Annotated in this window: 8 protein-coding genes; 4 read left to right on the plus strand and 4 right to left on the minus strand. The window is 37.7% G+C overall.

What is annotated here, in order from left to right; translation table 11 throughout:
• Window positions 1–48 precede the first annotated feature (48 nt).
• The 4 genes from M4I44_RS17060 to M4I44_RS17075 form a co-directional block, all read right to left on the minus strand.
• The gene (locus M4I44_RS17060) at window positions 49–2,037 is read right to left on the minus strand and encodes a GAF domain-containing hybrid sensor histidine kinase/response regulator (protein ID WP_249965500.1); all 1,989 of its coding nucleotides are present in this window, start codon (window positions 2,035–2,037) and stop codon (window positions 49–51) included.
• 177 nt (window positions 2,038–2,214) lie between these two features.
• A complete protein-coding gene (locus M4I44_RS17065) occupies window positions 2,215–3,345 on the minus strand; it encodes an efflux RND transporter periplasmic adaptor subunit (RefSeq protein WP_249965501.1) in 1,131 nt (376 codons plus the stop codon).
• A 4-nt stretch (window positions 3,346–3,349) separates the two neighbouring features.
• Window positions 3,350–7,729, minus strand: a complete 4,380-nt coding sequence (locus tag M4I44_RS17070; protein WP_249965502.1) for a CusA/CzcA family heavy metal efflux RND transporter — start codon at window positions 7,727–7,729, stop codon at window positions 3,350–3,352.
• 83 nt (window positions 7,730–7,812) lie between these two features.
• Window positions 7,813–8,190 (minus strand): hypothetical protein, encoded by a 378-nt coding sequence (locus M4I44_RS17075; protein WP_017495700.1) that lies wholly within the window; start codon window positions 8,188–8,190, stop codon window positions 7,813–7,815.
• Window positions 8,191–8,884: 694 nt separating this feature from the next.
• On the opposite strand from M4I44_RS17075, the gene M4I44_RS17080 reads away from it, so the two are divergent.
• Genes M4I44_RS17080 through M4I44_RS17095 form a run of 4 tightly spaced genes read left to right on the plus strand, consistent with a single transcriptional unit; the run spans window position 8,885 to window position 14,860 of the window.
• Window positions 8,885–9,517: a nitroreductase gene (locus tag M4I44_RS17080; RefSeq protein WP_017495699.1), complete on the plus strand. Its 633-nt coding sequence runs from the start codon at window positions 8,885–8,887 to the stop codon at window positions 9,515–9,517.
• A gap of 33 nt (window positions 9,518–9,550) precedes the next feature.
• Window positions 9,551–11,071, plus strand: coding sequence for a decarboxylase (locus M4I44_RS17085; RefSeq protein ID WP_017495698.1), 1,521 nt, complete (start codon window positions 9,551–9,553; stop codon window positions 11,069–11,071).
• Window positions 11,049–13,490 (plus strand): GNAT family N-acetyltransferase, encoded by a 2,442-nt coding sequence (locus tag M4I44_RS17090; protein WP_249965503.1) that lies wholly within the window; start codon window positions 11,049–11,051, stop codon window positions 13,488–13,490. The genes M4I44_RS17085 and M4I44_RS17090 overlap by 23 nt, the downstream gene beginning before the upstream one ends.
• Before the next feature lie 17 nt (window positions 13,491–13,507).
• A complete protein-coding gene (locus tag M4I44_RS17095; RefSeq protein WP_249965504.1) occupies window positions 13,508–14,860 on the plus strand; it encodes a lysine N(6)-hydroxylase/L-ornithine N(5)-oxygenase family protein in 1,353 nt (450 codons plus the stop codon).
• Window positions 14,861–14,871: the final 11 nt, after the last annotated feature.

The raw sequence follows: 14,871 nt of genomic DNA on the forward strand, positions 1-14,871 counted from the left end.
ATTCTAAAATTAAAAACTACTGTAAAGCTACGTGATATTTCGCTTTTATCATAGTTCTTTTAAATATTTAATTACTTCAATTATGCCACAATGAAAAATATTTACCTTATCTGCTGCGTCGTTTGTAAATTTTCCAGTCCTGGCTTCTTCTTCGATTACAGCTAAACAATTACTGAGATCATCCAACAGAAATAAGTCTAAACTGGATCTCATGTTATGGGTCAGGTTTTTTACTTTTAGAAAATCATTATTTTTAAATGCTTCCTGAAGCAAAACTTCTTCATTTGGTATTTTTTCGATAAAAAGATTGATCATGTCCTGTCTGAAGTTTAAATCACCACATGCCATCTCATCAATAAGAGATAAATTTACTTTTCTCTTGCGCGTTACTTTATACTCCGGAGTCATTACTGCTCTTATGGCTTCTAAAAGCACCGGCTGTTTGAACGGTTTCGGTACATAACCATCCATCCCTACATTATAACAACGTTCTTGTTCGCCTACGAGCGAATGTGCGGTCATGGCAATAATCGGAATACTCGAATTCATTTCATTTCGAATATAATCAGTAGTCTGATATCCGTCTTTAACCGGCATTTGAAGATCCATCAATACCAAATCGTATTCATTTTTCGATAAAAGCTCGATGCCTTCTTCTCCGTTTTCTGCTATTTCCAATTCAAAACCAAAATTATGAATGACACTTTTGGCCAGTTTCTGGTTTAAAACATTGTCTTCACAAAGCAATATTTTTAGTTTCCCCAAGCTTTCTCCTGATATTTCCTCATCAGTTTCTTGAATATAATCTGCTTTTTTGTAATTAATAACAAAGAAAAATTCCGATCCTCTGTTCTCCTGACTTTTTACATTAATTTCAGCATCTTGTAATTCAATTAATTGTTTTACAATATTAAGTCCTAAACCAGTCCCTCCAAATCTTCTTGTGGTGCTTTCCTCCGCCTGAGTAAAACGTTCAAAAATAGTTTTCAGTTTTTCGGGAGGAATTCCAATACCTGTATCTTTAATGGAAAATTTAAGCGAGTAATAATCCTCTGTTTCTTCAATCACTTTTACCGAGACCGTCACTTCTCCTTCATGAGTAAACTTAAGTGCATTGCCTATTAAATTAACCAATATCTGATTTAATCGTCCTTCGTCTCCAATAACAATTTCCGGCATATCAGCATCCAGAAAAAGATTGAATTCTACTTCTTTAGAAACCTTTATTTTAAGTAAATTGTAAATATGTCTTAAAGTGCTTTTTAAATTGAAAGGCATGGCTTCTATGGTCAGATTACCGGATTCCATTTTAGACAAATCCAGAATATCATTGACAATTAAAAGCAGATTTTCTCCTGCTATCTGCACGCTGTTGATATAGTCCCGCTGAACAGTATCGAGTTTCGTCTGCGCAAGCAGATCGGTAAAACCAATGATACCATTTAAAGGCGTTCTGATTTCATGACTCATATTAGCCAAAAAACTGTCCTTTGCCAAAACGGCTTTCTCCGCAATCTTTTTCTGCCTGTCAAGCTCAATATTCTTTGTTGCCAATTCCAGCTGACTGATTACGTGTTTTGCTACAATTCTGAGTGCATTTCGCTGATCTTCATTCAGTTCTTTTGTAACATGATCAATGGCACATAACGTTCCAATATTATAACCGTCCGGCGTTGTCAGCGGTATACCGGCATAAAATCGAACTTTAAAACCACCCGTAACATTAGCATCGTCTTTAAATCTCTCATTTAAAAAAGTATCATTTATTTCAACCATTTTAGATTCTAAAATAGTGTACTGACAAAAAGAAATTTCGCGAGGCACCTCAGAAACGCCGATTCCAATTTCAGATTTAAACCACTGTCTGTTCTCGTCTATAAAGGAAATATGAGCTATTGGTACATCACAGATATAGGATACTAATTTGGTTGCATCATCAAAAGCATGATCAGGTAGTGTGTCAAGTATATTGTAACGTTTTAGAGCAGCTAAACGCTCTGATTCGTTGACCGGTATTGGAAAGTTGGGAGTTTTCATTGCAGCTAGTGGTAAACTTGGATAAATATAAAAATAATTTGAGATAAAATGTTCTTTTTTTACGACCGATCGTTTGGATATGACGCATAAAATCAAATACCTGAATTTAATAAGCAATCACATATTAAATTAAATCAAAACAATACAAAAGGCAGCTTAAAAAAGCTGCCTTTTGTGTTACTGATCTCCTTTATTCATAAAGCTCATTAAAAGTGTATAAGCATTTTTGATTACAATCTTCGAAGATTGATCTATAATTGGCGACTTTATCTGTCGGTATCCGTACCCTGAAGATCCGGTTTCTACCGGAACCATCTTATAGATTCCGTTTGTACTTACCGAAAAAACAAAAAACTTCCCCTGCCATCGTACCACGGCATCTTCCGGAACTGTAAGCGCTTTTGCATTGTCAAACTCTGCCTCAGCATTAATAAAAAGTCCAGGAATTAACGAACTTTCATACTGATTCACTTTACAAATCACCTCTGCTGCACGATCATCATTTAAACTTTGATTGATATAAGCAATTTTTGCCTGGTACTTTTTAGACGGATTAGCATTGGTAAAAGCCGTAACGGTTTGCCCTACCGAAAGTTGCTGTATGTCTTTTTCAAAAACATTCATTGTCAGGACAATGTCGCTCATTTCGATTAATTCAAAAAGCATGTCGGTCGCTGAAATGTATTTTCCCACATTCACATTGATCTTAGCAACCAACCCATTGATTGGTGAATGAATCACAACCGTTTTGCTTATCGTTGAAGCGGTTAGTTTTTTGACATTAATCCCTAACAACCCCAGTTTTTGGGCTAACGATGACATATAAATGTGTTGTGTCTGCATCTCAGTTGCAGTCTGTTCAAACAACTTATCACTACTTGCTTTCTTAGCATTAAGTTCCTTTTGTCGGTTAAACTCACTTTGAGCCAACTGAAATTTTTCTTTCGCGGTTAGATAATCCTGTTGCAATTGTATGTATTGCATGTCCTCGACTACCGCCAATACTTGTCCCTTTCTAACATGCATACCTGCCATTAAATCCGTTTTTTTGATGTAACCTCCTAAAGGAATACTCACTGTAACCACACTCTTCGGAGGTACCGTCACTGTTCCCTGAAGCTGTAATATTCCTTTTACTGCTCTTTCTTCAGGATGACCAACAATCAATTTTGCATTTTGGATCTGTGCATCGCTTAATTGAATACTGTTTTCGGGTGTTAGTACTTTTTTACTTTGTGGTTCTTTTTTGTCGCTCTGGCAGGAAACCAGGCATAGAAAAACAAAAATGATACTGCTATATATTTTCATTATTTTATAAATTATTAAGGGTTTGCCAATCAATTACTGCTTTGTTGTAATCATTAATTCGGTCTAAATATTCATTTTTTATGGTGATCGCCTGATTGACCACTAAAACCCATTGCAGGTAATCGATATCTCCATTTTCCAATTGACTGTTGGCTGTATCGATAATGATTGTCGCACTTTTTAATCCTTCATTTTCATAATAGGAAAGACTTTCTTTGTATTTTTCGATTTCATTTACCGCATTGACAATCTCTGTCTTCAATTCAATCTTTGTAGTTTCTGCCTGCATTTTGTAAGCTTCATAATCTACTTTGGCAGCTTTATTACGCGCGGACTGACTGCCGAAAAAAAGAGGGACTGATAACCCAAAATTGACATAATTAAATCTCTGACTTCCATTGTAATAAACATCCTGACCTGCAGCGCTGGTTTGTGCTCCGATGATACTTAAATTATTATAGCCAATGGTAATATCAGGTAGTATTTTGGATTGTTCCGTTCTCCATCTCCATTTTGCCGCTTCTGCTTCGTACATTGAAAGTTGTACCTGAGGAAGCTCTGCAGTATCTTTATTTTGATGTAATGAAACCATAAAATCATTTTTTACAGTCTCTGAAGCGGGCACATGAACCATACTATCCTGAAGAACCGTATTAAACGTTTTAAGCGTGATGGCGATATCTTTATTCACCATTGCAAGCTGGTTCATATAAAACTGCCGTGCAGATTGAGAAGCGGTTTTTTCCAAAACATTAGTTTCTCCCGTTTTGTAGCGCAGCTCTGATTTCTGTTCCATTAATCTGTAAATAGAATCGGCATAAGTCAGCAATTCCTTTTTACTGTTGAGCCAGATGTAATAATAAAATAAGTTCCTCACATTCGACTTAACCTGTTGCACTATTAGCTGCGATTCTGCTTTTGCGGCATTGTGATGTTCTCTCAATACTTTTTTCTGATTCGTATATACTGTTGGAAAAGCAAAAGTCTGACTAATACCAAAACGGGTGTCGTTTACAGCGCTATTAAACTGACCATAATCGGCAGTAAAAGCTGTTTTAGGAATATCAAAAGCCGATTTTTCTAATTGTTCTTTTGATCTTTCATTCAATTGAGAAGATTTAATTCTTCTGTTGTGCTGCATCGCTATTGATAAAGATTCTTCAAGCGAAATAGATGCATCTTGTGCCTGAACCGAAGCCGTAAGAAACAAAGCCAGCACTAGTAAAGTCAGTTTATCCATCTTATGTTTTTTATTTTTCTTAGAAAAAACTTTGGTATGATACGTCATTAAATAAATCGCAGGAAGTACAAAGAGCGTAAGCAAAGTAGCCGTAATCAGTCCGCCAATAACGACCGTGGCCAACGGACGCTGTACCTCTGCTCCTGCGCCATTGCTCAAAGCCATAGGTAAAAATCCTAAAGAAGCAACAGCAGCTGTCATCAATACAGGACGCAACCTGTTTTTTGTTCCGGTAATGATAATTTGAAGCGGATCGGTAATTTCACCTTGTTTTTGTATTCGGTTGAACTCGGAGATTAAAACAATTCCATTTAAAACAGCTACGCCAAACAAGGCAATAAAACCAACACCAGCCGAAATACTAAACGGCATATCCCGCAACGCCAGTCCAAAAACACCGCCAATTGCCGATAACGGAATGGCAGTAAAAATGATAATGCCTTCTTTAAAAGATCGGAAAGCAAAATACAACAGTGCCAAAATCATAAACAAAGCTGCCGGGACTGCAATTCCAAGGCGCGATTTTGCCTGTTGCAGATTTTCAAAAGTACCTCCATAGGTAATGTAATAACCCGGAGCAAATTTGATCTGACTGTTTACTTTCTTTTGCAATTCTTCAACAATAGATTCAACATCCCTTCCTCTTACATTAAAACCAACAATAATTCTCCTTTTGGCATCTTCACGCTGAATCTGGTTCGGGCCTTCCACTTCTTTTACCGAAGCGACCTGATACAACGGGATCTGCATTCCGGAACGGGTTGCAATCAGTAAATTTCGAACATCCTCAATATCTTTCCGTCCATTAGCTTCCACGCGTACCACCATATCGAACTTTTTTTCTCCTTCATAAATACTGCCTGCTACAGCTCCTGCAAATGCGGCATTTACGGTTTGATTGATGTCTGAAACATAAATACCGTACTTCGCCATTTCTGCCCAATCATAGTCAATAACAATTTGTGGCATTCCTGTAACCTTTTCAACATAAAGATCTGTAGCTCCTTCGACAGTAGTACTAATGGCTCCCAATTGCTCGGCATATTGAGCCAGTTTATCCAGATCTTCTCCGTAAATTTTGCAAACCAAATCCTGCTTTGCTCCTGTCATTAATTCGTTAAAACGCATCTGAACCGGAAACTGAAAACCAGTCGTAACTCCCGGAGCAACCTCTTTAACGGTTTGGGTCATTTTATCTGCTAATTCAGGAAACGAAGAAGCGCTGGTCCATTCTGATTTATCTTTTAAGACAATAATCATATCACCTCCTTCTATAGGCATAGGATCTGTTGGAATCTCGGCACTACCAATTCTGGAAACTACTTTTTCCACTTCCGGATAAGTATTTTTTAATGCAGTCGAAATTTTCTCAATGGTTGCTGTGGTCGTTGACAAATTTGTCCCCAGTAATAAACGTGTTTCTACGGCAAAATCGCCTTCTTCCAGCTGTGGGATAAACTCACCTCCCATTCGGCTAAAAAGCAACAAGGCGATACCAAACAGAACGAAAGCTGAAATCACAATCCCTTTTCTAACTTGTAATGCTCGTGACAAAACTCTTTCATAATAAAACTCCAGATTTGTCATTATTCGATCCGATAAATTCGGTTTATGATTTATTTTTTTGCTAATGAACAAGGCGCTCACCATTGGAACATAAGTAAGAGATAATATGAAAGCACCCAAAATAGCAAAGGCCACCGTTTGTGCCATTGGCTTGAACATCTTTCCTTCAATGCCTTCCAGTGATAATATCGGAAGGTATACGATCAGAATAATAATCTGTCCAAATACTGCAGCGTTCATCATGCGTCCTGCTGATCCCGTCACTTCCTTGTCCATCTCTTCTTGTGAAATAGAATCGATTTCTTTGTATTTTTTGGAGGAATGAATATGATGTAAAATGGCTTCGACAATAATTACGGCCCCATCGACTATCAAACCAAAATCAAGCGCACCCAGACTCATTAAATTCCCACTCACACCAAACGTATTCATCATGATAATGGCAAACAGCATGGCCAAAGGAATTACCGAGGCTACAATAAAACCTGCTCGCAAGTTCCCTAAAAAAAGTACCAGTACCAATACTACAATCAGAGCGCCTTCTATAAGATTCTTCTCTACCGTTCCAATAGCATTATCTACCATTTTAGTCCGATCTAAAAAAGGTTCTATTTTTAAACCTTTGGGTAAGATTTTCTCAATTTCAGCAACCCGTTTTTTAACATTTACGATAACATTATTGGCGTTCTCTCCTTTAAGCATCATTACAATTCCGCCAACCGACTCGCCAATATCATCTGTCGTTAATGCTCCGTAGCGTATCGCAGAAGACATTTTTACCTCTGCAATATCTCTAATCAAAATTGGAGTTCCGGCTTGTGTATTTTTGACAATAATATTCTGAATGTCTTTTATGTTTCGAGTCAATCCAACGCTTCGGATGTAAAGTACCGTTGGCCCTTTTTCAATATAAGCCCCACCCGTATTTTCGTTATTACTGTTCAGGGCTGTAAAAACTTCTTTAATAGTCAGGTTCTGCGCTTTAAGCCGCGACGGATTAACGGCAACCTCATATTGTTTTAGTTTCCCTCCAAAAGTAGCGACATCGGCAATTCCGGGAGTTCCCAGAAGCTGTCTTCTTATTGTCCAGTCCTGAATAGTGCGCAGGTCTTCCAGAGAATACTTCGTTTCATATCCGGGTTGCGGTTTCAAAACATACTGGTAAATTTCGCCCAAACCTGTAGTTGCAGGGGCCATTTCAGGAATACTGGCGTTCTCTGCAATTTCTACTTTTTGCAATCGTTCGGCCACCTGCTGACGTGCCCAATACACGTCTGTATCGTCTGCAAAAACAATCGTTACCAAAGAAAGTCCAAAGCGCGAAATACTGCGGCTTTCTTTCAGCTGTGGTATATTACTAATCGCTTGTTCAATTGGGAATGTAATTAAACGCTCTACATCTTCTGCACCCAAAGACGGAGCAGTTGTAATAATTTGTACCTGATTGTTGGTGATGTCAGGAACCGCATCAATAGGTAAACGGGTTACTTCAAACACGCCATAGATAATCCATAGCAACGTGAAGATCCCAATTACCAGTTTATTTTTAACAGAGAACTGTATGATCTTATTAAGCATAATTTAATTTATTTGAATATAGTAATGCCAGGGCTAAAACATCAAAAATGTCTTAACCACAATAAAAATTCTATAAAATCAAATTAGGCTACAGGAGGTCGAAATACCGAAAACAAGGAAGGATTTGAATACAAATCTGAGGTATAAGGAATTTTACCCGATGGTGAAAATCCAACGGTAAAAGGAATATAAAATACAGGTTTGTCCTGCGGAACAAACACCAGCTGTACGTAAGGTCCGGATATGTTCTTAAACGGAAGCTGCATATCACGATCAGAATCATTGTCTTTTAAATCTTCTCCCCAGTAATGCATTTCTAAAAAATCAAAAAAACTGATATCATGTCTTTGCTGATGTTCCTTAAAATGCTCCAACAATATCGGCAATTTATAAAACTGCTGAAAGAACCCAATATTGGATACAATTAAAAAGATGAAGAGATATATAATGATTTTTCGCACCTCACAAATTTAAACGATGTCACAAAATAATTTTACACTTATAACAAGAAGCCACTAACTTTTATGACTTTACTTGTTTACAGCAACAAAAATTACAATTATCACATTAAAAGCTAAAAATTAAAGGATTTTACCTATTTCAAAAGTTAATTCAAAGCAACTATTCTCAATTCAAAATTAAAATAATCCATCCTAAAGTGTTTTTACTCAAAAAGAGCTTCAAAATTCTAAAATTCCGCCCCCTTTTCTATTTCAAAATGGACGAGAATAATTCCATAAAAAATTTGCTAAAAAGTTGCTAAAACCAGGCTAAATGCTACTTCCCTGCTGGTTTGCTCTCCTCATTTAACTTCTTGTAAGAATCCCAAATAAAATAAGTGTTTTCACCTCTCTTTTTATCTGTAAAAATTACACGTAACTTCTTTTTTACAATTTAATAATGGCTGCAAAAAGACTTTAAACACAGAAACACAATCTACTTAAAATCAATATATTAAACAATAAAAATTATAAATACTTAAAGACAAGTGTACGTTCATTCGTATAAATTTTAAAAAAAACTTTTTTTTCTGTCAGATTAATTTATACTTTTGTTTCGAACTATTCTTATTCATTCTAAATAAGAATTACTTACAAATTTATTTTTATTTGGCCAAAATAAAAAAGAATTTTCTTAGAAAAACTTCCAAAATAAATGAAAATTAAGAACAACCCCAGCAAAATCAAGCTATCAGACTCTTCTTATAAATTAAACAAAATTTCGAAGAACATCCGTAACAGGAGAAGCGTCTATGCCAATCAGTTTATCAAGGGTGAATTACCGGATCAATTGCTTGAAGAAATTTTGACGAATGCCACCTGGGCTCCTACTCACAAAATGACAGAACCCTGGAGGTTTATCGTTTTTAGGGGCAAATATTTGAAGAAGTACGGCGAATATATGGCTCACTATTACAAAGATTTTTATACTGAATTATCTCCCGAAGATCAAAAAGACAAGCTTTCGTATCTCGAAAATTATCCGCTCAATGCAGCCTGTATGATTGGAGTAGTCATGGTGAAAAACACCAAAATTGACCTGCCCGAATGGGAAGAAATTGCTGCAGTCTCTTCTGCTGTACAAAATATTGCGCTTACCTGCCATGCTCATAAAATGGGCAGTTACTGGAGTACCAAAGGAGTAGCTATCGATTATGTGGCAAAATTTGGTCTCTCAGAAAATGAAAAATCACTAGGGCTTCTTTATCTGGGATATTATCCCGAAGCCTTAAAACCTTCCAAAAAAAAGAGAACCCCTTTATCTAAAAAAGTCGTCTACCTCGACTGAAAAATAACTTTAACCCCTTAAAACAACTATTTTATGAATACCACATTGATTCGTACAGAAGTCACCGAAAAAGGAGTCCAGCCGGACCAGGATTTTTATAAAGACATTTTTCATCAAAACTCCGGAACAGAATACGCTCAGGCCATGAAATTAGCACAGGAACGCGTTTCGAATTTCCTAAAAAATAATAAAAAACCTTTCAGCGGAATCAAACCTGAAGAAATCAGGGCCAAAGTTGAAGAGATTGATTTTGACACTCCACTACCCGATTACGAAAGTCTGCTGAACGAAGTAGACGAGCTATATGTTAACCATGCTACTGCCTTTCACCTTCCGGAATATATTGCCCACCTAAACTGTCCCGTTGTTATTCCCGCACTAGCGGCAGAAATTCTGATCAGCGCCATCAACTCTTCACAAGATACTTACGACCAAAGCGCCGGTGGAACTTTTATCGAAAGAAAACTAATTGACTGGACAAGCGAGCAGATCGGCTATACTCAGGGCGATGGTGTTTTTACAGCGGGAGGCTCTCAAAGTAATTTAATGGGCTTGCTTTTGGCAAGAGATTATTATGCTTTGCAGTATCAGAAATGGAATATCAAATTGGAAGGTCTTCCTCCGGATGCACACAAATACAGAATTTTTGTTTCGGACAAAGCGCATTTCAGCAATCATAAAACTACCTGGGTTTTAGGTCTTGGAGAACAGGCAATCGTAAACGTTGGAGTGGATCAAAGATACCGTATGGATCCTGAAAAACTGGAAAAAGCAATTGCCGACGAAATTAGAAGAGGAAATATTCCAATTGCTATTACCGCAACAGCAGGTACGACCGATTTCGGTAATGTTGATCCTCTAAAAACCATTGCTGATATTGCCAACCGCTATAATTTATGGCTTCACGTAGATGCAGCTTATGGATGTGGATTATTACTGACAGAAAAACAAAGGCATTTATTAAATGGTATCGAACTTGCCGATTCTGTAACCATCGATTACCACAAATCGTTCTTCCAGCCGGTGAGCAGCAGTGCTTTTATTGTAAAAGACAAACTTCAGCTCAACATTATCAAGCATCATGCTGATTATTTGAATCCAAAAGAACAAAATTACGATGTGCTTCCGGCTCAGGTTAATAAATCGATTGTTCAGACGACACGCCGTTTTGATGCTTTGAAACTTTGGTTTACACTACGTTATATGGGCAAGAAAAAACTTGGACAATTTACTGAAGCCCTAATCGAAATCACTCAACAAACCGCTGCCTACATTGAAGCCGATCCGAATTTTGAACTGTTATGCCACTCTGATATTGGTATTTTATTGTTCCGCTATCTGGACGGACCCGTTGAATCAAACTCTTGCGACGTCAACAAATACATCAAAGAGAAGCTTTTCTATGGCGGAGAAGTACTGGTAGCCAGCACCAAAGTAAATGGAGAATTCTACCTGAAGTTCACCATTTTAAATCCTCTTACCACCCTAAATGATATTAAAAACATACTTAACCTCATAAAACAAAACGGAGATGAATACCACAGACTCAACTAATTTTTACCAACTGGCAGAACAAGTAAACTACAAATCCCTGCTCAACTGCTATTGCAGAGAATTTAGCAATTGGATCCAATACGAAGGTGTTCCGAAATACGACCCTGCTTTGGCCGAATTTATGAAAACTATCGATCATAGCTCTTTTCTTAAATTCGATTTCACTGCTATTGGTCAGGAAGTTTTTGCTCCCTTGGTTTATTTTTCTGAAAGTGGCGTACATGCTTTCGGATTTCCCGTAGTGTCACGCACTATTGCAACAGATGCATTCCGGGAAATAAATCCGATCGAATTTACGGAACTTGTTGCTGCTTATTCTAAAACAGAAAACCCTGATATTGACCCTGTTCCTACGCAAAAACGCATGCAAAACAGCATCGAGAATCTGGCACTATATCTGGAACATTACAAAAACAGTGACCGTACAGCCAACAATCCGGAACAGTCTTTTATAGCTTCTGAACAATCTTTGATCCTGGGACATACCGTGCATCCGTTGCCAAAAAGCAGAGAAGGATTTACAAAGGACGAATTGGTTCAATATTCTCCTGAAACCCAAGGACAATTCCCGCTCCACTATTTCCTGATTCACCCGGAAAATGTAGCCGAAAAAAGTGCCGAAGACTACTTGATTACCGATTATCTGAGAAAAGAGGTTTCGCAATTTGCTGATAAAAATGCCAAAGAATTACTGGATTTCTATTCGCAATACAGAATAGTACCGGTTCACCCTTGGGAAGCAACTTATTTATTGGAACAAAAAGAGGTGAAAGAAATGCAGTCTAAACAGCTTCTTTTCAGTTTGGGGCAATTTGGACCTTCTTATGCAGCGACCTCATCTGTTCGTACCGTTTACAATGCCGACAGTGAATGGATGTATAAATTCTCTCTGCATGTAAAAATCACTAATTCCTTCCGTGTCAATTACCTACACGAATTAAATCGTGGTTATGATGCCGCACAGCTGATGAAAACGGATTGGGGAAAAGGAATCCAGAAAGATTACCCTCAAATTCAGCTTATTACTGATCCTGCGTTCATTACAGTGGTTTATGAGGATAAAATTATTGACGGTTTCAGTACCAGTATTCGTCAAAATCCTTTTCATGGAGCCAACGCCAATAAAAATGTGACGCTGGTAGCTTCTTTGACACAGGATAACATTTTGACTGAACTCCCAAGAATCGTAACTCTGATTGAAGAATCGGCCAAAAGACAAGACTTGACAGTAGCAGACACTGCTATTGCCTGGTTCAAACAATATCTGAATATCAGTCTAACGCCTTTAATTGGTATTTTCAACAAATACGGATTTGGTTCAGAATTTCACCAACAGAATGTTATGGTTGAATTCGATGAAAATCTTTTCCCGTCAAAATTCTATTTCAGAGACAATCAAGGATACTTTTTCCGTCAGGGACAGGTAGAAGAACTGGAACGTTTGATTCCGGAATTTGGAAAAGACAGCCGTTCTTTTATTGCCGAAAAAAGAATTATTGATTTCTGGGGGTACTATTTCTTAATCAATCACTTGCTTGGAATTGTGAGCGCTTTGGGTAAGAACAAACTTGCCGACGAAGATACACTGCTTAACCTGATTTACGAAGCTACCAAAAAAGAGGGAGAATCAGATGTTACCGGTTTAGTTTCTCATTTTACCGAAAGTGTCAAATTAATCGTAAAAGGAAATTTACTAACCAGTTTAAACAATATGGATGAGGCCAGTGCACCAAGAACCAATCCGGCGGTGTACAAAACTTTCCCAAATCCTTTAAACAGACACTTTTTCTCTAAAAAACTAATTCAGCCACAAGCAAACACTACTGTTTTCAGCCGTTATTTTGAGAAAGAAAATGTAACAATCACCTTGCGTCCGGTAGATGTCGACAAAGATTTGGAGATGCTTCACGAGTGGTTTCACCGCGAACATGCTTTAAAAATCTGGCAGATGAACTGGCCCATTCGCGATTTGGAGGTATTTTATCGCACGTTGCTTCCGGGTGGTCACTCGCACAGTTACATTGGAGAAGCTAATGGTGTTCCAACTTTTAATATCGAAGTGTATTGGGCAAGCCGTGACATTGTGGGAGAATACTATGACGTACTTCCGTCTGATTATGGAACGCATCAGTTTATCGCGCCAACAGATCCGAAACTGAAATACGGTTCGCCAGCAACACAATCTATGATGGATTTTGTATTGAGCGAATCAAAAGTAGGCAAAATGGTAGGTGAAGGTTCTGTAGATTCTATCGCTTCGATGATGAACAAAGCTCACGTTGGATTTAAAATTCAAAAAGTAATCGAAATGCCTCATAAAAAAGCCAACCTGAACTTTTGTTACAGAGAATGGTATTGGGCTAAATTCCCGGCAGCCGAAGAGTTTCAAAAAAATATCGTTTCAACCTCACAAGTTTAATTCTCAAAATAACCACAATGAATACAGAAAAAATATATTCGGTAATCGGAATTGGAATTGGTCCTTTCAACCTTGGACTTGCAGCACTTATCGAACCCATTGAAGATTTATCAGCACTGTTTTTTGATCAGTCGGAAGGCTTTGACTGGCACCCGGGTTTAATGTTAAACAATGCCACTTTACAGGTTCCGTTTTTAGCCGATTTGGTTACAATGGCTGACCCGACGAACAAATACAGCTTCTTAAATTACATCAAACAAAGCGGACGTGCTTATAAATTTTACATCCGTGAAAATTTCTTTATCTACAGAAGAGAGTACAATGAATATTGCAAATGGGCCGCTGCTCAGTTAAGCAACCTTAAATTTTCACACAAGGTGATTTCAATTGACCCTGTTGATGATGTGTACAAAGTTACGGTGATCCATACTCAGACGTGTGTTACGACTGTTTATTATACGCATAAAATAGTTCTGGGTACAGGAACTTCACCTCATGTTCCTGATTTTATTGACACTGAAGCTCTTCCGAATGTGATTCATGCCTCTCAATATTTGTATTTCAAACCTCAGATTCAGAAAAATGCGTCGGTAACAATCATTGGATCAGGACAAAGTGCTGCCGAGGTATTCCGTGATCTTTTACCGGATACGGAAGACGGATTGCAATTGAAATGGTTCACCCGTTCGTCACACTTCTTCCCGCTTGACAATAAATCCAAACTGACTTTGGAGTTGACTTCTCCGGAATATGTAGATCATTTTCACAGTCTTTCGGCACAAAAAAGAAAACAGCTTTTAGACAGTCAGCATGGATTATACAAAGGGATTGATCACGAATTGATTAACGAGATTTTCGACAGCTTGTACGAGATGAGCTTAGAAGACACTCCACTAAATGTAGAATTGCGTTCGAATATGCGTCTGACTTCGGTAAAAGAGGATACCGATGGTTCGCATTTACTTGATTTTGTACAAACAGAACTGGAGCAGCCTTTCGAGGATCAAACCGATTATGTGATTCTGGCAACGGGTTACAAATACAAAGAACCTGCTATTCTTTCAGGAATTCAGGACAAAATTGGCCGACTGGAAAATGGCTTATTCAAAGTGCATCGCAATTATACTATTGACAAAAACGGTACGGATATTTTTGTTCAGAATGCTGAATTACATACGCATGGACTTTCGACTCCGGATTTGGGAATGGGTGCTTATCGAAATTCGTACATCATTAACCAAATCGCTAATCGTGAAGTTTACAAAGTTGAAAAACGTATTGCTTTTCAACAATTCGGAGTACAAAGAGCAACTCCTGAATTTTCATCAGCGAATGTTTTGGAATTAGTAAACGAGCAAGTAAACCATTAGATCATACTAAA

Origin of the sequence: Flavobacterium sp. B183 (genome assembly GCF_023539155.1) — a bacterium.
Classification (GTDB): Bacteria; Bacteroidota; Bacteroidia; order Flavobacteriales; family Flavobacteriaceae; genus Flavobacterium; species Flavobacterium tructae.

Excerpts from the sequence above, each read along its gene's own strand:
- M4I44_RS17060 (WP_249965500.1), bottom strand. The coding sequence starts at position 2,037 with ATGAAAACTCCCAACTTTCCAATACCGGTCAACGAATCAGAGCGTTTA.
- M4I44_RS17065 (WP_249965501.1), bottom strand. The coding sequence starts at position 3,345 with ATGAAAATATATAGCAGTATCATTTTTGTTTTTCTATGCCTGGTTTCC.
- M4I44_RS17070 (WP_249965502.1), bottom strand. The coding sequence starts at position 7,729 with ATGCTTAATAAGATCATACAGTTCTCTGTTAAAAATAAACTGGTAATT.
- M4I44_RS17080 (WP_017495699.1), top strand. The coding sequence starts at position 8,885 with ATGAAAATTAAGAACAACCCCAGCAAAATCAAGCTATCAGACTCTTCT.
- M4I44_RS17085 (WP_017495698.1), top strand. The coding sequence starts at position 9,551 with ATGAATACCACATTGATTCGTACAGAAGTCACCGAAAAAGGAGTCCAG.
- M4I44_RS17090 (WP_249965503.1), top strand. The coding sequence starts at position 11,049 with ATGAATACCACAGACTCAACTAATTTTTACCAACTGGCAGAACAAGTA.
- M4I44_RS17095 (WP_249965504.1), top strand. The coding sequence starts at position 13,508 with ATGAATACAGAAAAAATATATTCGGTAATCGGAATTGGAATTGGTCCT.